Annotated in this window: 20 protein-coding genes, 1 tRNA gene and 5 pseudogenes; 21 read left to right on the forward strand and 5 right to left on the reverse strand. The window is 60.8% G+C overall.

The features are described 5' to 3' along the window. Window positions 1-104 precede the first annotated feature (104 nt). From LGH82_RS04355 to LGH82_RS04380, 6 genes are all read left to right on the forward strand, one after another. Window positions 105-791 carry a phosphoglycolate phosphatase gene (locus tag LGH82_RS04355; protein ID WP_227347445.1) on the forward strand — a complete coding sequence of 229 codons (687 nt, stop codon included), beginning with the start codon at window positions 105-107 and terminating at the stop codon, window positions 789-791. Window positions 792-916: 125 nt separating this feature from the next. Next, window positions 917-991 (forward strand) — tRNA-Val (locus LGH82_RS04360). Between the two features lie 145 nt (window positions 992-1,136). Continuing rightward, complete coding sequence (locus tag LGH82_RS04365; RefSeq protein WP_319799942.1) at window positions 1,137-1,394, forward strand: PepSY domain-containing protein; 258 nt, start codon at window positions 1,137-1,139, stop codon at window positions 1,392-1,394. A 135-nt stretch (window positions 1,395-1,529) separates the two neighbouring features. Next, window positions 1,530-2,351, forward strand: a complete 822-nt coding sequence (locus LGH82_RS04370; RefSeq protein ID WP_227343936.1) for an IS5 family transposase — start codon at window positions 1,530-1,532, stop codon at window positions 2,349-2,351. A 75-nt stretch (window positions 2,352-2,426) separates the two neighbouring features. Next, a complete protein-coding gene (locus tag LGH82_RS04375) occupies window positions 2,427-3,155 on the forward strand; it encodes a lysozyme inhibitor LprI family protein (protein WP_227347447.1) in 729 nt (242 codons plus the stop codon). 128 nt (window positions 3,156-3,283) lie between these two features. Further along, a complete protein-coding gene (locus LGH82_RS04380) occupies window positions 3,284-3,748 on the forward strand; it encodes a hypothetical protein (RefSeq protein ID WP_413771421.1) in 465 nt (154 codons plus the stop codon). A 3-nt stretch (window positions 3,749-3,751) separates the two neighbouring features. Here the strand turns inward: LGH82_RS04380 and LGH82_RS04385 are convergent. Together LGH82_RS04385 and LGH82_RS04390 are read right to left on the reverse strand one after the other, a co-directional pair. After that, window positions 3,752-5,636: pseudogene (locus tag LGH82_RS04385) on the reverse strand (L,D-transpeptidase family protein). Between the two features lie 287 nt (window positions 5,637-5,923). Further along, window positions 5,924-6,594: pseudogene (locus LGH82_RS04390) on the reverse strand (SDR family NAD(P)-dependent oxidoreductase); the annotation flags it as partial. 99 nt (window positions 6,595-6,693) lie between these two features. Between LGH82_RS04390 and LGH82_RS04395 the strand changes: the two are divergent. Continuing rightward, window positions 6,694-7,309: pseudogene (locus tag LGH82_RS04395) on the forward strand (TetR/AcrR family transcriptional regulator). Window positions 7,310-7,375: 66 nt separating this feature from the next. Continuing rightward, complete coding sequence (locus tag LGH82_RS04400; protein ID WP_227347449.1) at window positions 7,376-7,771, forward strand: rhodanese-like domain-containing protein; 396 nt, start codon at window positions 7,376-7,378, stop codon at window positions 7,769-7,771. Window positions 7,772-7,787: 16 nt separating this feature from the next. On the opposite strand, the gene LGH82_RS04405 is transcribed toward LGH82_RS04400, so the two are convergent. Beyond that, window positions 7,788-8,699, reverse strand: a complete 912-nt coding sequence (locus LGH82_RS04405) for an alpha/beta hydrolase (protein WP_227347450.1) — start codon at window positions 8,697-8,699, stop codon at window positions 7,788-7,790. 47 nt (window positions 8,700-8,746) lie between these two features. Here LGH82_RS04405 and LGH82_RS04410 point away from each other — a divergent pair, with 47 nt between their 5' ends. Next, window positions 8,747-9,199, forward strand: coding sequence for a MarR family winged helix-turn-helix transcriptional regulator (locus tag LGH82_RS04410; protein WP_227347451.1), 453 nt, complete (start codon window positions 8,747-8,749; stop codon window positions 9,197-9,199). A 22-nt stretch (window positions 9,200-9,221) separates the two neighbouring features. Here the strand turns inward: LGH82_RS04410 and LGH82_RS04415 are convergent. Both LGH82_RS04415 and LGH82_RS04420 read right to left on the reverse strand, forming a co-directional pair. Next, window positions 9,222-9,832 (reverse strand): annotated as a pseudogene (locus LGH82_RS04415) (pyridoxamine 5'-phosphate oxidase family protein). Between the two features lie 74 nt (window positions 9,833-9,906). After that, complete coding sequence (locus LGH82_RS04420; protein ID WP_227347452.1) at window positions 9,907-10,260, reverse strand: gamma-butyrobetaine hydroxylase-like domain-containing protein; 354 nt, start codon at window positions 10,258-10,260, stop codon at window positions 9,907-9,909. Window positions 10,261-10,458: 198 nt separating this feature from the next. Between LGH82_RS04420 and moaA the strand changes: the two genes are divergently transcribed. The 12 genes and pseudogenes from moaA (at window position 10,459) to LGH82_RS04480 (ending at window position 19,520) form a co-directional block, all read left to right on the forward strand. Continuing rightward, entirely contained in the window at window positions 10,459-11,454 is a 996-nt protein-coding gene (gene moaA, locus LGH82_RS04425; protein WP_227347453.1) for a GTP 3',8-cyclase MoaA, read from the forward strand. A 56-nt stretch (window positions 11,455-11,510) separates the two neighbouring features. Continuing rightward, complete coding sequence (locus LGH82_RS04430) at window positions 11,511-11,987, forward strand: hypothetical protein (RefSeq protein WP_227347454.1); 477 nt, start codon at window positions 11,511-11,513, stop codon at window positions 11,985-11,987. 117 nt (window positions 11,988-12,104) lie between these two features. Then, window positions 12,105-12,464: a hypothetical protein gene (locus tag LGH82_RS04435; protein WP_227347455.1), complete on the forward strand. Its 360-nt coding sequence runs from the start codon at window positions 12,105-12,107 to the stop codon at window positions 12,462-12,464. Between the two features lie 151 nt (window positions 12,465-12,615). After that, a complete protein-coding gene (locus LGH82_RS04440; RefSeq protein WP_227347456.1) occupies window positions 12,616-13,536 on the forward strand; it encodes a DMT family transporter in 921 nt (306 codons plus the stop codon). A gap of 41 nt (window positions 13,537-13,577) precedes the next feature. Then, window positions 13,578-14,213, forward strand: coding sequence for a molybdenum cofactor guanylyltransferase MobA (gene mobA, locus LGH82_RS04445; RefSeq protein ID WP_227347457.1), 636 nt, complete (start codon window positions 13,578-13,580; stop codon window positions 14,211-14,213). Then, window positions 14,210-14,719, forward strand: a complete 510-nt coding sequence (mobB, locus tag LGH82_RS04450; RefSeq protein WP_227347458.1) for a molybdopterin-guanine dinucleotide biosynthesis protein B — start codon at window positions 14,210-14,212, stop codon at window positions 14,717-14,719. Before mobA ends, mobB begins: the two co-directional genes overlap by 4 nt. Window positions 14,720-14,875: 156 nt before the next feature. Further along, window positions 14,876-15,661 (forward strand): ABC transporter substrate-binding protein, encoded by a 786-nt coding sequence (locus LGH82_RS04455; protein ID WP_227347459.1) that lies wholly within the window; start codon window positions 14,876-14,878, stop codon window positions 15,659-15,661. Between the two features lie 82 nt (window positions 15,662-15,743). Next, window positions 15,744-16,463, forward strand: a complete 720-nt coding sequence (locus tag LGH82_RS04460) for an ABC transporter permease (RefSeq protein ID WP_227347460.1) — start codon at window positions 15,744-15,746, stop codon at window positions 16,461-16,463. After that, entirely contained in the window at window positions 16,460-17,281 is an 822-nt protein-coding gene (locus LGH82_RS04465) for an ABC transporter permease (protein WP_227347461.1), read from the forward strand. The genes LGH82_RS04460 and LGH82_RS04465 overlap by 4 nt, the downstream gene beginning before the upstream one ends. Window positions 17,282-17,394: 113 nt before the next feature. Continuing rightward, on the forward strand, window positions 17,395-18,264 hold the full coding sequence (locus tag LGH82_RS04470) for an NAD(P)-dependent oxidoreductase (protein ID WP_227347462.1): 870 nt from the start codon (window positions 17,395-17,397) through the stop codon (window positions 18,262-18,264). Window positions 18,265-18,272: 8 nt separating this feature from the next. Next, window positions 18,273-18,984, forward strand: a pseudogene (locus LGH82_RS04475) (DNA alkylation repair protein). A 152-nt stretch (window positions 18,985-19,136) separates the two neighbouring features. After that, entirely contained in the window at window positions 19,137-19,520 is a 384-nt protein-coding gene (locus LGH82_RS04480) for a GNAT family N-acetyltransferase (protein ID WP_227349476.1), read from the forward strand. Window positions 19,521-19,564 lie beyond the last annotated feature (44 nt).

Genomic DNA, 19,564 nt, shown 5'->3' on the forward strand with positions numbered 1-19,564 from the left:
GCCCGCCCGGTCAAAGCCTTTGGGCTGGTCTTGCCGAGCCTTCTTGCCTGAAAGGGCCGCAGCCGCTATCGGCTGCCGGTAACGCAACTGTCACAGGACTGGCCATGCCTCGCCCGATCATCGTGTTCGACCTCGACGGTACGCTGATCGACACAGCGCCCGATCTGCTCGATAGCCTCAACCATAGCCTTGCCGCCAGCCAGCTCGCGGCGGTCGACCAAGCCGGCTTCAGGCGCTTTGTTGGTCATGGCGGCCGGGTCATGATCGAGCGCGCCCATGCCGCGCAACAGCGATCGCTGGCCGTCGAGGAGCACGATCGGTTGCTGAAGCTGTTTCTAGACCACTATACCGACAACATTCCGGGCAAATCACGCCCCTACCCTGGCGTCGTCGAGGCGATCGCCCGGTTCGAGAACGCCGGCTATCTGCTGGCCATCTGCACCAACAAGTATGAGGCCAACTCGCTGGCGCTGATCGAGGCACTCGGATTGACCAGGCATTTCGCCGCGATCTGCGGCCAGGACACGTTCGCGTTCCGCAAGCCCGATCCGCGCCATCTCACCGAAACCATCGCGCTGGCCGGTGGCGATCCGAATCGCGCGCTGATGGTCGGCGATTCGCAGACGGACATCGACACGGCCAAGGCCGCCGGCATTCCGGTTGTGGCTGTGGATTTCGGCTACACCGATCGCCATGTGCGCGAATTCGAGCCTTCGGCGGTGATCTCGCATTTCGATGCGCTGACGCTGGAACTGGCGGAAAGGCTGATCAACGCCGCTGCCGGGCGCTAGGGTGCGGTGATTGCGTGTGGTCATCGAGGCCACTCGATATACCTCTTCAGAATGCCGGACATCGCCTTGACTTCGCCAGCCGGCCTACATTATATCGCGGCTCGCTTGGCCTTCGGGCAACGAGCGGGCGATTAGCTCAGCGGGAGAGCACACCCTTCACACGGGTGGGGTCGCAGGTTCAATCCCTGCATCGCCCACCATCTGCCTTTACAGAATCCTCCGGCTCCTTTTCATTTCCGCCGCACGGCAATCGGCGCGATTGTCAAATGCATGGTCATATTCCCAACCATGGAACCAATCGGCATCCAGGCGAGTTCCTGCACGACGAAGTCTGAGGGATTCCACATGCAAAAATTTGCCTTGGCGACAAGCGTCGCCCTTCTGCTTGCCGGCGGGGCCGCAATTGCCGCCGATGACAAACCGCTGCCTCCGCCGGATGCCAAGAAACTCTCGGAAATCATTGCCAAGGTCGAGCAACGCGACGGTTTTCGCTATGTGAAAGAGGTCGAGTGGGACAGTGGTGCCTATACCGTCACCTATTACACCGCGGACAAGGCGAAGGTCGAAATTACCTATGATCCGGTGACCGCCGAGCCAAAATGACAGCACGGCGCGTCGTAACCCTTCGGCAATTCCGTACAGAGTGTTTTTTCCCTAAGTGTCTGACCCAAAAAGAAGTTGGGTGATATCAATGACTTGTGATTCAATCGGAGTTGCGAAGCCTCGACGGAGCATCACATGTGGACTGATATCACCCGCGCCAAGCATGCCCGAAAGGGACTACGTTATTCAAGCGATTTGACGGACGCGGAATGGATGGTTCTGGAACCGCTGCTTCCGCCTCGCTCGGCGCTTGGCCGCCCGCCGAAATGGTCGCAGCGGTCTATCATGGAGGGCGTGTTTTATGTGCTGCGTAGCGGTCTGCCTTGGCGAATGCTGCCCAGGGACTTGCCGCCGGTATCGACGGTGCAGCGCTATTTCTACGCTTGGCGCGACAGCGGCCTTTGGAACACGATCAACCACCTGCTGCTGATGGCCGTGCGTGTCGCCGCAGGTCGGGAGGCGTCGCCCAGCGCCGGCGTAATCGACAGCCAAAGCGTGAAAACCACTGAAAGCGGCGGGCTTTGTGGCTACGATGCGGGCAAGAAGATCAAAGGCCGAAAGCGCCATATCCTGACCGACACCTTGGGCCTGCTGGTCGGCGCGATCGTCCATACCGCTGACATCCAGGACCGAGACGGCGCCCCCGAGGTTCTGGCTTCTATTCGGGAAAGCTTTCCCTGGCTGCGCCACGTCTTCGCCGATGGCGGCTACGCCGGTGAAAAACTCCAGACCGCGCTCAGGGGAAAAGGTGGCTGGACCCTCGAAATCATCAAGCGATCCGACGCCGCAAAAGGCTTCGTCCTGCTCCCGCGCCGGTGGGTGGTGGAACGAACCTTCGCCTGGTTCGGCCGCAACCGACGCCTGTCCAAGGACTTCGAGCAGACCATCGAAAGCTCCACGGCTTGGCTGCTCCTCGCATCCGTTCAACTCATGACACGGCGCATCGCAAATCCATGATATCCATCAGAAATATTATGAGTCAGACTCTAAGGTGTGAGTGATCGGTCCACTTCCCGCCATGGGGCAACTACCATGCGCTCTTCCAGCCGCACCGCAGTCTGGCTCGCTCTTGTTCTGGTCGGCGTCGGCTCTGGTTCGGCAAGAGCCGACGGACCATCTTTCGACTGCCGGAAGGCGACCCTGCCCGCTGAAAAGGCCGTATGCGCCGACCGGCAACTGTCTGCCATCGATGCATTGATCGCCAAGGCCTTCAGGGATTTCAAGCCGGCCTTCGGTGGCGACAAGCGCAAGATCGCCCGGGCGCTTGTCGCCGACAGGAACGCATGCAAGGACGATGTCGCCTGCATCGTCAGCGCGCAGAACAATGCCCTGCAGACATATGGTCAGACGCCGTCATGGGTGCAGGACTACAATGTCGCGCTGATCGGCAAGAAGGCACTCGACGTTGCCGCGCAGGGCTCGAAAAACGCCGATCAACCGCTGCCATCCTCTATCGGACAGTGCGCGTCCACCCACATCAAGACGCTGACCACCCGGCTCGGCGACGATCCTCTTGAAACCGCAAGCCCCGATGCCGGCAGTGCCGCGACCTTCACCAATGGTGGTTCGGCGGTCTCCTATGATCGCGAACCGGGCCTTGCCAGTTCCAAGGTCGGCGATCCCGTCATCATGTGCCTGATCTCTATCCCGAGGGACTGCCCCACGGATGATGAACGCGGCCGCGTCTACTACTCCGTCGATCTCACGGCAAATGGCACATGGGCCTTGCCGGACTCTGAGCATTTGTGCGGCGGAGCCTGACCGACTCGCAGCCGAATAACCGACACCAGCCGATCGCACGCTTCCGCGCCATGTGTACACGCGCCCTTGCGCGGACACGCCTTTGATGGCTGACTGCGAACGACACTGCACCACACGGGAGGGTGGGCATGGCGGGGCACGTCCTGAAGCGCATCCTGATGATGTTCGCTGGCTATCTGGTCGCGGTGCTGGTCGGGCTCCTCGCCGTGGCCGGGATTTATGCGCTCCTCAGTTCGCTGCCGAATGCGCCGGAATATTTCGACGTCATGGGCGTGACGCCGATCGCGGCGCTCGTCGTGCCACCGCTCGGCATGTTCATCTATTTCCTGACGATCATACTCACCGGCATGCAGACGCTCCTCTTCGCGCTGATCGCCGAACTCTTCGCCCTGCGCAATTTCCTGCTGCACATGGTGTTTGGCGCCGCGTCGGCGGCGGGTGGCTTCGCTCTGATCTGGCCGGATGCCGACATCAACCCGGAACGATGGCCTGACATGGGCATTGTTGCCGCATCTGGCCTCATTGCGGGGCTGGTCTATTGGCTGATCGCCGGGCGGGACGCCGGCTTTCGGCGTCCACTTTTTGCCCGCTAGGCCTCAACTCGCCGGCGAGCGCACCGATTCCGTTGCGTCCAGGGCCTGCATCAACTTGGTGTCGCGGTCGTAGATGTCGTTGAAGTACTCCACCTTGCCGGACATGTCCGGCCATGCGGTGAAATAGGCGACGTAGACGGGAATCGTGCGCGTGACATTCTCGGTCGAATGTCCGTGCTTCAGCGTCTCGGCGATATTGTCAACCGAAGTATCGAGCACGGCCGCGGCCATGCCGCGCGGATCCTGCAGGCGAACACAGCCATGGCTCAGCGCACGCATGTCCTGTTTGAAGAACGATTTCTGCGGCGTGTCATGCATGTAGATTGCGTGCTTGTTGGGGAACAGGATCTTCAGTTCACCCAGCGCGTTCGCCTCGCTTGGTTGCTGGCGTACATTGTAAGGAATGTTTGCGCCGTAGGCCCCCCAATTGATCGATGATGAAGGGATGCGCTTGCCACGCGTATCGGTCACCTCGTAGCCGGACCTGTCGAGATAACCGGGATCGCTGCGAAGGCGCGGCAGCATCTCGTTGACGATGATCGACTGCGGCACGCCCCAATAGGGGTGGAAATCGACCTGCTTGATCTTGTCGTAGAAGAACGCCGTCTGGTTGGTGGTCCTGCCGATGACCGTACGGGTCTTCAGCTTCTCCTCGCCATTGTCGATATAGCTTGCGGTGAAGGCAGGCTGGTTGATGAAGACGCGGGGACTGCCGAGGTCGGAAGGCAGCCAGCGCAGCTCTTCCAGCGCGACTTGCACCTTCTGAAGCCTGTCGGCCTTGGACGTTCCGGCGAGCGACGCGACCGTGCGGCCCAATAACGCCGTCACCCTTCATTCCGGCTCTTTTTTGCACCGCCTCGATGACCGGCACCAGCTCCGGAACATAGACTTCGCTGTTGACGAGCCTGGACAGGATCTCGCCATAGGAGCCGCCCATATCGTCGTCGAGATTGCGCGCGATCAACGTCAGCAGCTTCGGCAACTCGGGGCTGGTCTCACCGGGCTTCAGCAGCAGTTTGGGATCGACGACGATCTCGTTCTCGGCGCTCGCCTGCAGCGATTCCAATTCGACGCGCAGGGCCTGATATTCGGCATTCTGCGGGTGCCGGGATTCGAGATAGGTGCGGACCTCCTGGGTGTGCGCCAGCGTTTTCAGCACACCTTCCATATCGATCGGCTTGGCCGGAAAATCATAATAGGCGGTCATGCGATTTGGATCGACGCGGCCGCTCTGGGCATCGTGAGCGTAACGTAACACGCGGGCGGAAAGGGCCATTTCGAAGCGGAGGAGTTGCTTCATTTGCGCTGCCGGGTCGGCTGTCGATGCTGCGCCCGTGGGCACCTCGACCGTGTAGTCAGCCGGCGTGAGGCCGTAGCTTGCAGCCTCGCCAAGCACGCGCACCGCGTCCTGTGCTCGGCTGTTGGCGCTGGTTCCTGTCACCCAGATGAAATCTGGATTGGCCGTGTAGTAGGCAATCAGCGCCTTGGCGATGTCAGGCTCGGCATAGAGTTCATAGTCGCCAAGTCCGGCAACCGCGTCGCGGAAGGCCGCGCTGGTGGCCGAGGGCACAAAGGCGGCGTTCTGTAGAGATGTCTGCCGCGGTGCTGCCGTAATCGCCGTGAAGTCGACACGCACGAGCTTGTCGGCCTTGTATGTGTTGTAGGTCGGACTGCTGATCTTGACCGCGGCGCCGCCTTCGGAAACCCTGGGCTTCGGCTTGTGCATCGGTGGCGGAGGCGGGAATTCTCCCTGCGGTTGACGCCTGATGCCGCCGCCAAAAAGCATCTCGAAAAGCCCTTGCGCGCTTGCCTGCGGTGCGCCGAGAGCCAACGTCGCTGCGATCGCGGCGAGCGGCATCACGGTTGATCTGTTTGCAAAAAATTTCATTAATCACCCGCTCCGGTAGCACCGGTTCCCGTTCTGCACCGTTAGAAGGTCCCGCCCACCGCATGGCGGATGTAAGGCGCGACTATACCGATTCATACCGATTTCGTTAAGCTTTCATAAATTTTGGAAGCCCTGTTGCAGAACGGTTTCACAACATCGTGACGGACCAGAGCGGCTTTTCTCCCCCCTCCGGTCCGGCAATCTGGAGCGCAACGGCAGTCTCAGGCGTTCGCGCCGCCATCGATGGTCAGCGCGGCGCCGGTGACGAACCGCCCCTCGGGTCCGGCCAGCCAGGCAACCATCCCGGCAATCTCATCAGCCTTGCCAAAGCGCGGCGTTGCCATCTTTTGTCGTTGATGCCCGGCATGCGGTCCCTCATGTCGGTGTCGGTCGAACCGGGATGAACGACGTTGGCGGTGATGCCGCGTGGACCGAGGTCACGAGCGAGCGCCTTGGTCAATCCGGCCAGTGCGGCCTTGCTGGTCGAATAAGCGCTAAGGCCGGTATCGGTGACCCGCCCGGCCAGATTGCTGCCGATGGAGATGATCCTGCCGCCCTCGCCCATATGCGCGGCCGCGGCCTTGGAGGCGACGAACGGCGCTCTCAGGTTGACGTCCATGGTTTCATCGAAGTCGGCAAGCGAAAGCACATCGATCGGCGCGGCGCGCCAGATGCCGGCGCTGTTGACGAGAATGTCGAGCCGGCCGAACGGGCCAACGGTATCGTTGACCGCCTGTTCCATGGCTGCAGCGTCTCGATTGTCGGCTTTGATCGCCACAGCTTGTCCGCCAGCCACTTTGATCTCTTCGACGATTGTGCGGGCTTGCTCTTCGCCATTCACGTAGGTCAGCGCCACATTGGCACCATCGGCCGCTAGCCTTCGCGCGATCGCGGCACCTATGCCGCGACTGCCGCCGGTGACGAGAGCGACCTTACCGTTCAATTGCTTGGATGACATCGATTTCTCCTTTATGTATCGACCGATACATAAATAACTGTCAGTCTTGCCGAGTCGCGTCAACTGATTTATGTATCGATCAGCACAGAAAAGAGAACCATGTCCGAACGAGGCCGCCCCCGAACCTTCGATAGAAACCACCGCTTTGCGGCGTGCGATGGATGTGTTTTGGGCCCGGGGCTATGAGGGCGCCTCGATGAGCGACCTGACCGCGGCGATGGGCATCAATTCGCCCAGCCTCTATGCCGCCTTCGGCAGCAAGGAGGCCCTCTTCCTCGAAGCAACCGACCTCTACACACGTGTCGAAGGTGCGGACATCTGGTCGGCGCTGGAAGAATCGCCGACCGCTTCGCTTGCGATCGAACACTTCCTTTGCCGGACGGCGGAAGCCTATTCACAGACCGATCGCCCCCAGGGCTGTCTGATCGCACTCGGCGCGTTGCACCAGGATTCGAGCAAAGGCGCTATCCGCGACGATCTGCGCCGCCGTCGCGCCGAAAACCACATGGCCCTGCGCAAGCGTCTCGATCGCGGCGTTGCCGAGGGCGAATTGCCGCTGGATTTTGACAGCAGCGCAGCGGCGACATTCTTCGCCACGGTTCAGCATGGCATGTCGATCCAGGCGCGCGACGGCGCATCGCGCGCCGCCCTGCTGGCGACCGTGGCCGGCGCAATGGCTGCATGGAAGGTGATGGCCAGCACAGACGCGGCGTGACAAACGCCTGCCATTGTGCTGGAAATTCAAACAGCCAGCCTAATGCGCGGTCGGGAGGAGAAGCCTGTGAAGAAGGGATATCGCGAGCTGCTGGACGAGGCGAATGCCGAGATCGAGGTGGTGTCGCCCGAGGAAGCGGCAGGGCTGCTCGACGACGAAGGCACGATCTTCGTCGATCTGCGCGATCCGCGCGAACTGGAACGCGATGGCAAGATACCCGGTGCCCAGCATGTAACCCGAGGCATGCTCGAATTCTGGATCGATCCGGACAGCCCTTATCACAAGCCATTCTTCGCCTCGGGAAAAAGCTTCGTCTTCTTCTGCGCCGGCGGCTGGCGCTCGGCGCTGGCCACCAAGACGGCGCAGGATATGGGCCTTTCCCCGGTGAAGCACATTCTTGGCGGCTTCACAGCCTGGAAGGCAGCCGGCTTGCCGGTCGAGCCCGGCAGCAGGAAGAAATAGGCCGCTTGGCCGACATTCAGTGCAACAGTGCCGATTCTGGGCGGCCGGCCACGAAATTGACGGCCTGCCCGACCACCCTTTTGTCAGCCAGAATGCGGCGGTGGCCGAGCCCGTCAGCCCAGTAAAGTTGCACATGATCGCCGGCGCCCGCATAGAGCCTGGCATGATCGGCGGACACTTCGCGGTCGTCGGGTGCGTGGATCACCAGCGTTGGCAGTGACGTGCGGGCAAGTTGGCGGTCGCCAACGAATTCATGCAGTGGCCGTCCAGCGAGATGCTCGACCCGATCAGCCATCGCAGCCTGCGAGCGCGGGCCGACATTGAGCATGCGGCTGAAGTCGGCGAAGATCGCCGGCAGCGAACTCGGCGCCGCGATCAGCACCAGCCGATCCGCGGCAAGCGGGGGGATATTCTTGACTGAACCGACAATGGCATTGGCGGCAACGGCGCCGCCGAAGGAATGCCCGATGACGGCCGTGAACGGGCCGAACCATTCTCCGGCTACGCGTGCCGCATCGACCGCGCTGACCATGTTTAGCCGGCGGCCAAGCGACTGGCCATGGCCTGGCAGGTCCAGGGAAATAACCTTGTAGCCGGCGTCGCGATGGCCTTCGATCAGCGCGCGCATATATTCGGTGCGTGAACGCCAACCATGGATAACCAGCACTGTGCCAATGACCTCCCTGCCCGGCTCAGGCCGAAATTCATGCACCGCCACGCAGCCTGTCGCGGTCTTCAACCGATGGTGGCGCGCCTCGGTCATGAACGCTGCGGCACGGTCGACGGCGCGCCGCTCGCCATCTGTCAAACCCTTGGGGTTTGGGGTGCGGCAGAACAATTCGAACGCCGCGCGTCCAGTCAGGCGTGGCGCAACATGTTCGGCGGCGGCGAACACCCCCCGGATGACCTTCAGACCAAATGATGCCATAGTGGCGATCCATCCATTCGTTCAAGCATGAACATAATAGTTCAAAGATGAACATTAAACAAGACCTACCCTGGGACAACCCGCGTTTTCGCAACTGGGTCGCGGTGGCGCGCGCCTGCCATGTGATCGAGAGAGCCTTGGCGGTGAAGCTTGCGCCGCTGGACCTGAAGCCGGCGCAACTCGACGTGCTGATGAACCTTTATCGCCATCCGGGCATGTCGCAGCATGATCTCGCGCGACGGCTTCTGGTCGGTCGCTCCAACATCACCATGCTGCTGCCGCAGCTTGAAACGCGTGGATTGCTGCGCCGCGAGGGTGATGAAAAGGACAAGCGTATTCTGCGGCTGACCCTGACCGAAGCGGGTGAAGCCCTGCTGATGCAGGCGCTGAAGGTCCACATGGCGCTGATCGAGAAGGCGATGAGCCAGTCGACGCCCGAACAATGCGACATGATCGGCGAACAGATGCGCAAGATTTATGACGTGCTGAAGGAAGCGTAGCTGCTGTTTCAGCCGGGTTACGCTACCACATCGACTTTTTCGCCCGCTCCGGCCACTCCCTGTCGTAGGCCTCGCCGTCGATGTTCTTGCGGCTGGTCACTTCCAGGATTTGCCCGGGCGTCGGCAGCGATTTCGGATCGACATGCCTCGCTGGGTTCCAAAGCTCGGAGCGCACGATGGCGCGGGCACATTGGAAGTAGACCGAATCGACGTCGACAACGGTCACCGAGCGGGCCACCTTGCCGTCCACGGTGAACGATGCGCACAGCGCCGCGTCCGTGGTGATGTGAGCACGACCGTTGACGCGCAACGTCGTGCCGGAGCCAGGCACGAGGAACAACAGGCCAACGCGTGGATCGCGGATGATGTTCCTGAGCGAATCGGCGCGGTTGTTGCCACGGCGGTCCGGCATCATCAGGGTTCGGATCATGGATCCTCACGAAGCCCCCGAGATCGCCGCGCGGTGAGCAATCCAGCCCTTCTGGCCCGCTGGTCGCCAGGGCGACGAATGGCGAGGCTTCAATGAAAAGCCGCATACTCCGGAATGACGTGGTCGAGTTCCTTGACCAATGAGGCCTCGCCCGGAACGCCATAAAGCGCTTCAAGCTGCTCGATCGTGGTGATGAGGGACATCTTTTCGTCTCCGGACCTTTGCCGGCGCTACTCCAAGTGTGTGACGCTTTCACGACGCCTGGGCGCGCCGACAACTAGCGGTCCCGGCTCAAGCCTTTTTCCGTAAGTTCCGCGAGATAGGCGTTCCAGCGCGCCTCCTTCTCATGGCCGAGGGTGTGCAGGTAATTCCACGTGAAGATGCCGGTGTCGTGAAAGTCGTCGAAGGTGATGCGTACGGCATAATTGCCGACCGGCTCGATCTTCAGGATGGCAACGTTGCTCTTGCCCGGAACGGTGACGCGCTGCTCCGGTGAATGCCCCTGCACTTCCGCCGATGGCGAGGCGACACGCAGCAGTTCGGCCGGCAGTTCGAACGGCTGATGGCCGGGAAAGGTGACGGAGAGCAGCTTGCGGTCCTTCGAGACCCTGAGTTCCTTCGGCGCCGTCATGGTGAGATATCCCCCTTTGTCTGCCTCCTCCCTACGCTGCTTCGCAAAGAGGGAAAAGGCTATTTGAAATCAGCCGACTCGCGATGTCGGCCAGGGAATGTTACCAAAGATCAAGGCAGGCTATCTTGAACGGCGGGCCGGATCGTATCACATAGCAGTATATAACGATGCCGTTCGCGGCCACGGGAAGCGTTTAGCATGGACATGATCGACCCATTCGGTCGCACGATCAACTATCTGCGCGTGTCGGTCACCGACCGCTGCGATTTTCGTTGCACCTATTGCATGGCCGAAGACATGGCTTTCCTGCCGAAAAAGGACCTGCTGTCGCTGGAAGAACTCGACCGGCTCTGCACCGTCTTCATCGAAAAGGGTGTCCGGAAACTACGCCTCACCGGCGGTGAGCCGCTGGTGCGCAAGAACATCATGCACCTGGTGCGCCAGATATCGCGCCATCTCGACAGCGGGGCGCTTGAAGAACTGACGCTGACCACCAACGGCTCGCAGCTTGCGCGCTTTGCCGCCGAACTCGCCGATTGCGGGGTCAAGCGCATCAACGTCTCGCTGGATACGCTCGACGCCGACAAGTTCCACGCCATCACCCGCTGGGGCCACCTTGGCAAGGTCATGGCTGGTATCGACGCCGCGCAGGCGGCGGGGCTCGAGGTCAAGATCAACGCGGTGGCGCTGAGGGATTTCAACGATGCCGAATTGCCGGAGATGATGCGCTGGGCGCATGGCCGGGGCATGGACCTGACTGTCATCGAAACCATGCCGATGGGCGAGGTCGACGCAGACCGCACCGACCAGTATCTGCCGCTGTCGCTGCTGCGGGCTTCGTTCGAGCGCCAATTCACCCTTTCGGACATTCCCTACAAGACCGGCGGTCCGGCTCGCTATGCTCACGTCGCGGAAACCGGCGGAAGGCTCGGCTTCATCACGCCGATGACGCATAATTTCTGCGAAAGCTGCAACCGCGTCAGGCTGACCTGCACTGGTACCCTCTATATGTGCCTCGGCCAGGAGGACGCCGCCGATCTGCGCGCGCCGCTGCGCGCATCCGAAGGCAACGAACTCGTCGCCGACGCCATCGACGAGGCCATCGGCCGCAAGCCGAAGGGCCATGATTTCATCATCGATCGCCGTACCAGCCGCCCGTCGGTATCGCGGCATATGAGTGTCACCGGCGGCTGATCTTTCCAACCATCCCGTGTTAGGATTGCTTTCCGACTACGGGCTGGGGACCATTCATGCGGCGGCGCTATTCAATCCTGGCCTTCCAGATCGTAGCTGCCGCGATCGCCTCGGGCAGTACATTCGCTGCACCGTTCACTTACACTAACGCGCGCTTCGGCACGACCTGCACGTTTCCTGACGAAGTTTTCACTGACCGCCAGCCCGAGCCAGAAAATGGTGACGGGCAAGAATGGTTGAGCACGGACGGCGCCAGCCTGATCTGCTCGGGCATCCTGAATGTCGACAATGACACGCCGAAAGGTTTTGTTGCAGCCGAGAAAGCCGAGCCGGGTAACAAGATCAGCTACGGCAAGACCGGCAAGGATTGGGCGGTGCTGTCGGGCATCAAGGACGGCAAGATCTTTTATGAGCGCCGGCTCTTCGGCAGGGACGGTGTCATCCGCACCGTGTGGATCGAATACCCGCCTGCCCTGAAAGCGAAATATGACGCGCTTGTCGGCTCCATCGCCGCCAGCCTCAAGGCAGGTTGAGCATTTCGGCCACACCACGACAATATTGTTTCGCTTAAGCGCGAACGCATTTACCGCCGTCCCCTCGGAGCCTAGCTTGGCAATACAGCGGTTTTCGCTCGGCGGGGGACAAACAACATGCGCAAACTCATTCTTTCTCTGGCACTTCTCGGCCTTTCGGCCTTGCCGGCAGCGGCCCAGTCGATCGGTGGCACCTACTCCGTCGCCGGCACCAACTTCGACGGATCGAAATATGATGGCGAAGCCACCATTACATTGACCAGCGAGACCACCTGCACGATACATTGGGAGACCGGCGGCACGTCTTCCGATGGTATCTGCATGCGCAACGACGACGCCTTTTCCGCTGGCTACGTCCTGGGCAAGGACATAGGCCTCGTCGTCTACAAGGTGGCGGAAGACGGTTCGCTGCATGGGCTGTGGACGATCGCCGGCAAGGAAGGCAACGGCACCGAGGTGCTGACTCCAAAGAAGTAGGTTTCGCCGTTCTCCTGAACTGTCGCGACATATTGCCAGTAAATCACATCGCGCTCGGGCCGCGCCGCAAGGCGGCGTGGCCCAGCCCTTTGACATTGCTGTCCTGTGGCCGGCTGCTACAGGCTTTGGGCAAAGCAGAACGGTAGTCGCCTTGGCCCTCTCCCCCAATATTCGCAGCGCGTTGTTCATGTTGGTGGCCATGGCCGGCTTCACGTTCAACGACGCCATCACCAAATACTCGTCCGAATCGATGAACATGGCGCAAGTCATGCTGGTCAGGGGCGCCTTCGCCTCGTTTTTTGTTGGCCTGCTTGCCTGGCGAAGCGGCGCGCTCGCACAGTTGGGCTCCATGCTGCAGCCGTTGGTGGCGATACGCGTGATCGGCGAAGCCGGCGGAACGGTGACCTTCCTGATTGCGCTTGCCCACTTGCCGATTGCCAACGTCTCGTCCGTGCTGCAGGCGCTGCCACTGGCGGTGACGATGGGCGCGGCACTTGTCTTCAACGAGGGCGTCGGCTGGCGGCGCTGGCTGGCGATTGCCGTTGGATTTACCGGCGTGCTCATTATCGTGCGCCCAGGCTTCGAGGGGTTCAGCGTGTTTTCGCTGGTGGCGCTGGCTTCCGTCGCCTGCTGTACGGTGCGCGACCTCGCCACCAAGCGGATACCCGCGGCCATTCCGTCATTGCTGGTCTCGACGGCGACCGCGATCGCCATGACAATCGTCGGTGCGATATTGCTGACGCCGATGGGTGGCTGGACGCCGCTGACAGGACGAGCCACTGCCCTGCTGGCGCTCGCCGCCGTGCTCGTGCTCATCGGCTACCAGTTCATCATCATGGCGATGCGGGCCGGCGAAATCTCGTTCATCGCGCCATTCCGCTACACGTCCTTGCTGTGGTCGATCGTGCTCGGCTTGATCATCTTCGGTGATGTGCCCGACCTTCCGATGATCACCGGCGCCACGATCATCATCGGTTCTGGCCTCTACGCGCTCTATCGCGAGCGGGTCGTCGGTCGGCGCAGGATCGTCGCTGAAAGCACTGGACCCTCCATGGCGCCAGACGGCATATAGGCCTCACCGATCACCTGGAGGATTGGCCTGAAGGCCATGTAATGAACAGAGAGGTTGCAGGGATTATTCTGGCCGGTGGTCAGTCGCGACGGATGGGCGGCGGCGACAAGAGCCTGCTTGCGCTCGGCAGCGGTCGCCTGTTGGACCATGTCATCGAGCGCTTCTCTCCACAGGTGGGACCACTGGCGCTTAGCGCCAACGGCGATCCGGCCCGCCTTACGGACATATCGCTCCCGGTGCTTGCCGACACTGTGAAAGGGTTTGCCGGTCCGCTGGCCGGGATCCTGGCCGGCCTCGAATGGGTTTTTGGAAACACCAATTGCCAGGTCCTTGTCACGGCCGCCGGCGACACGCCATTCCTGCCGGAGGATCTGGTCGAGAGGCTGGTGGACGCGGCTGGAGCGCGCCCTGATTCGATTGCCGTCGCCTGCTCCGACGGCAAACGGCACCCAACATTCGCGCTTTGGCCCACAGGGTGTCGTGATGCCCTGCGCCATTTTCTGGTCGAAGAGGACAACCGGCGGGTTTCAGCATTCATCGACCGGCATGGTTCCGTCGACGTCGAGTTTCCGATGTTGTTGAAATCGGGCCCCCAACCGATCGACCCCTTCTTTAACATCAACATGCCTGGCGACCTTGCCCACGCCGAGCGTCTGCTGCAGAGCATGAAATCATGAACAGACGCGTCTTCGGCATCACTGGATGGAAGAATTCCGGCAAGACCACACTGACCGAAAAGCTGGTCACCGAGCTTGTCCGGCGTGGTTGGAAAGTATCGACGATCAAGCACGCGCATCATGACTTCGACATCGACAGGCCGGGCGCGGACTCCTTCCGTCACCGTCAGGCGGGCGCCACCGAAGTCGCCATCGTATCCGGCAACCGCTGGGCCCTGATGCACGAATTGCGCGGCGAGGATGAGCCGACGCTCGAGACCATCCTGTCTCGGCTTGCCCCGTCGGATATCGTGGTTGTCGAGGGCTACAAGCGCGAAGCGCACCGGAAAATCGAAACGCGGCGAATGGATGCGAAGGACCGGACGCCACTTTCCGCAAGCGATCCAAACATAGTCGCCATCGCTTCCGATTTCGCTGTCGAGGACAACGACCTGCCGGTGTTCGATCTCGACGATACGAAATCGATAGCCGACTTTGTCGAGCGAACGACCGGTCTCGTTGCTTGAGCGATGACGTAACGGCAGAATAGCCTTGCGGATTTTGACGGTTTTGCAGTTGCTTTTTTCTTGGAAAGAGTGGGAGTATCCAATCAGCGGGCGGTCAAAAGCACCGCCCCACAGAGCCGTTAGGAACGACGGCCGGGACCTAAAGAGAGGACAATTATGCGTATTGCACTGCGTATCGCGCTCGCCGCATCGGCCGCGCTGCTGACGCTTGGCGTAGCCCAGGCCCAGGAAAAAACCCTGAGAATCGGCACCGAGGGCGCTTACCCCCCGTTCAACAACCTCACGGCGGACGGCCAGCTCGTGGGCTTCGACATCGACATCGCCAAGGCGCTCTGCGATGAAATGAAGGTGAAGTGCACCTTTGTCGCACAGGATTGGGATGGCATCATTCCCGCGCTTCAGGCCGGCAAGTTCGACGCCATCGTCGCCTCGATGTCGATCACGCCCGAGCGCAAGGAGAAGGTCGACTTCTCGAACAAATACTACAACACGCCGTCGGCGATCGCCGTGCCGAAGGACTCGACGCTGAAGGGCGTGACAAAGGCGGACCTGGCGGGCAAGACCGTAGGCGTTGCCACGACGACGACGCATTTCAACTATGCCTCGAAGACCTTTACCGACAGCACCGTCAAAGGCTATCCAAGCAGCCCCGAAGAACAGGCCGATCTCGCCAATGGCCGCCTTGACGCCATTGAAGATGATATCGTCGTGTTGAGCCAGTGGCTGGCCACGCCGGACGGCGCCTGCTGCAAGATCCTCGGCACGCCGTCTCCGCAGCCGGTTGAAATCTTCGGACCTGGCGCGGGCATCGCCGTGCGCAAGGGTGAGACGGATCTCGTCAACAAGCTCAACGCAGCCATCGACGCCATTCGCGCCAATGGAAAATACAAGGAAATCAACGACAAGTACTTCACGTTCGACGTCTTCGGTAGTGCTTCCTAATAGGCACCAGGTCAAGGCGGCAGGGCCATTCCCTGCCGCCTTTGCATTCGTTTCGGGAACATCGGGGAGATAAGTCTAGCCAATGCAAGGCCCGACCATATGGACGCTTCTCAGCTGGGGACCTGATGGCTGGTCGGACGATATCGCCTATGGTGCGATGGTCACCATTGCACTGGCGCTCGCAACACTCCCCATCGGCTTGACGATCGGTTTTTTCATAGCGTTGGCCAAACAGTCCAGCGAACCATCGCTGCGTCTCGCTGCCAACATCTACACCACTGTCTTCCGTGGCCTGCCGGAACTGGTGACGCTTTTCCTGTTTTTCTTCGGCATGCCGATCCTGCTGCAGCACCTCGTCAGATATTTCCGGCCTGACGCGACCATCGACGTCAACAGTTTCGTCGCTGGCATGATCGTGCTTGCGCTGATCTTCTCGTCCTATGCCAGCGAGGTGTTCCTGTCTGCCTTCAGGGCCATACCGAAGGGCCAGTATGAGGGCGGATACTCCATCGGGTTGTCGAACTGGCAAACCATGCTCAAGGTGATCTTGCCGCAACTGTTGCGTATCGCATTTCCTGGCCTCGAAAACTGCTGGCTCAGCCTGCTCAAGGACACGTCACTGGTTTCTGTGGTGAATCTGGCTGAAACGCTGCGCAATGCCAGTGTGGCCGCCCGGGTCACGAAGCATGCATTCCTGTTCTATAGCGTAGCCGCCCTGGTCTTTCTTGCCCTTGCCATTGTCTCGTCCTTCGCCACCGGCGCTATCCTGCGCTCGCTCGGCAAGCGGGAGGCGCAACGATGAGCGCGGCAGCGACCATGGTCGAACGCCCCCCACCCCAGATGCGGGGTTGGCCACGCAGCCGCATCATCGGCTACGCTCTTGTTGGCTTCTGGATCGCTTTCGGCCTGGGCATCATTGCCTATCTGGTGTCCGCGTGGAATCCGGCTTTCTTCGCCAAATATGCGCCTGCCTATCTCCAGGGATTGGGAGTAACCTTATCGCTGGTCGCCATCTCCATGGTGCTTGGCGCGATCCTGTCGCTGCCGGTAGCCTATGGTCGCATGTCGAAGAACCAGGTCCTTTCCGGGCTTGCTTATTGCTACGTCTACTTCTTCCGCGGCACACCGCTACTCGTGCAGACCTATCTGGTTTATTACGGATTGGGCTCGTTCAGGTCAGAGCTCGAAATGGTCGGCCTGTGGGATTTCTTCAAGAATGCCTTCAATTGCGGCGTCTTCGCTTTTGCTCTCAACACCGCCGCATACCAGGCCGAAATCTTGCGCGGCGCCATCGAGAGCGTGCCCAGGGGCCAGTGGGAAGGTGCCGCGTCACTTGGCCTGCACAGGCTACAGACGCTGCGCAAGATCATCCTTCCGCAAGCGCTGATTGTAGCCTTGCGACCTTACGGCAACGAGCTGATCCTGATGATCAAGGCCTCCGCGATCGTCGCCATCATCACCGTGTATGACCTGATGGGCATGGCAAAGCTGGCCTATGCCAACTCCTTCGACATCCAGGCCTATATCTGGGTAGCCATCGTCTATCTGGTGATCGTCGAGATACTGCGCCACGGCGTCGAGTGGATTGAACGTCGCATCACCATCCACCTGAAGCGCTGATCATTTTCAATTCAGCTGTGCCAGTCGATCAGCTTACGCGCGTCTTGACGAATTGAACGCAGAGCCTAGAGCTTTTGCAGCAAAATTCTGTTTTCATTCTGAAGGGCAAGCTCATGGCATCTGTGGCATTTCTCGGTCTTGGCGTCATGGGCTATCCGATGGCCGGACACCTGAAAAACAAGGGCGGCCACGATGTCACCGTTTACAACCGCACCAAGGCCAAAGCCGAGCAATGGGTTGGCCAGCACGGCGGCAACCTTGCCGCGACACCGGCTGAGGCGGCCAAGGACAAGGACTTTGTCTTTTCCTGCGTCGGCAATGACGATGATCTCCGCTCGGTGACGATCGGCCCGGACGGCGCCTTCCAGGCGATGAAGAAGGGTTCGGTTTTCATCGACAACACCACGGCCTCGGCGGAGGTTGCACGCGAACTGGCGCAGGCCGCGCAAGAGGGCGGGTTTTCGTTTCTCGACGCGCCTGTCTCCGGGGGCCAGGCCGGCGCCGAGAACGGCGTGCTGACGGTCATGGTCGGTGGCGAGCAGGACGCTTTCGACAAGGCCAGGCCGATCATCGATGCCTTTGCGCGAATGGTCGGGCTGATGGGCACGGCAGGCGCCGGCCAGCTCACCAAGATGATCAACCAGATCTGCATTGCCGGGCTGGTGCAGGGCCTGTCGGAAGGCATCCATTTCGGCAAAAAGGCCGGGCTCGACATCGAAAAGGTCATCGAGGTGATCTCCAAAGGCGCGGCGGGCTCCTGGCAGATGGAAAACCGGCACAAGACGATGAATGCCGGAAAATACGATTTCGGCTTCGCCGTCGACTGGATGCGCAAGGATCTTGGCATCTGTCTGTCGGAGGCTGACCGTAACGGCGCCAAACTGCCGGTGACGGCGCTTGTCGACCAGTTCTACAAGGATGTGCAGACAATGGGCGGCAAGCGCTGGGACACGTCCTCGCTGCTGGCGCGCCTGGAAAAATAGGCATTGCCGTGGCCGAGCTCTCACCCCGATCCAGCGCGGAGGAGATTGTCGCTCACCTTCGCTCGATAGGCTCGGAGGAAAACCGTGCCGGCATGGTGCGGTTCGGCATCAACACCGCAACGGCACTCGGCATTAGCAATGCAGTCCTGGACCCTCTTGCCCGACGCGTTAAGCGGAACCATGAGCGCTCGCTGAAGCTGTGGCAGAGCGGCATTCGCGAGGCGCGACTGCTGGCTGTCTTCACCGACGAGCCGCCAAAGGTCACTGTCGAACAATGCCGGCTCTGGGCCAGCGATATGGATTCGTGGGAAGTCGTCGACACTGTCTCCTACCTGTTCGCCATGACGCCATTCTGGCGCGAACGTGTCGAGGAATTCGCTGAAGACCAGCGCGAATTCGTGCGACGCACCGCCTTTTCCATGCTGGCATACGCAGCAGTGCATCTGAAAAATGAGCCGGACGCGACATTCACGTCCTATCTGCCCCTTGTCGAGTTGCATGCCGTCGACGAGCGCAACTTCGTCAAGAAGGCGGTCAACTGGGCGCTCAGGCAGATCGGCAAGCGATCGATGGAATTGCATGCCCCTGCCCTTGGCCTCGCGCAAACTGGCTGCTTCGAACGACAAGACCGAGCGTTGGATCGGCAAGGACGCCGTGAAGGAATTGACCGCCGCAAAAACACTCGAGCGGCTGGCGGCAAAGACAAAGTCCAGGATATGACCGAACTGGATTTCGTTCCCGTCACCGGGAAGACTTGGCCGGATTTCGAAACCCTGTTCGAGCAGCCGGGGAGCCCGAAATTCTGCTGGTGCACGAGCTGGCGAGACCTCCCCGACCGCCAGTCGGCCGACAGCGCCGATAAGAAGAAGGCGATGGCCGCGATCGTCGCGGCCGGCACGCCGGTGGGCATCATTGCCCGTTCGGGCTCCGAGGTCATCGGCTGGTGCTCGGTCGCGCCGCGCGTGACATTTCGGAAACTATCGCCCGATCAGAACGATGAAGAGAAGGGCATCTGGTCGATCGTCTGCTTCTTCGTTGTCCGTGCTCGCCGCAATGGCGGTATCGGCGCGGCATTGCTCGACGCGGCTATAAATCACGCCTTCAAGAGCGGCGCGTCCGCTATCGAGGCCTATCCCGTCGATCCGGAATCGCCAAGCTTTCGTTTCATGGGCTTCAAACCGATGTTCGCCGCGCGCGGATTTCGCGCGACCGGCACGGCCGGTTCTCGGCGAAATGTGATGCGGCTCGACGGTTGACGCAGACGGACGGTTGGTTTTACCTCGCCGTGACAAAGGGATAC

The sequence above is a fragment of the Mesorhizobium sp. PAMC28654 genome, assembly GCF_020616515.1.
GTDB lineage: Bacteria > Pseudomonadota > Alphaproteobacteria > Rhizobiales > Rhizobiaceae > Mesorhizobium.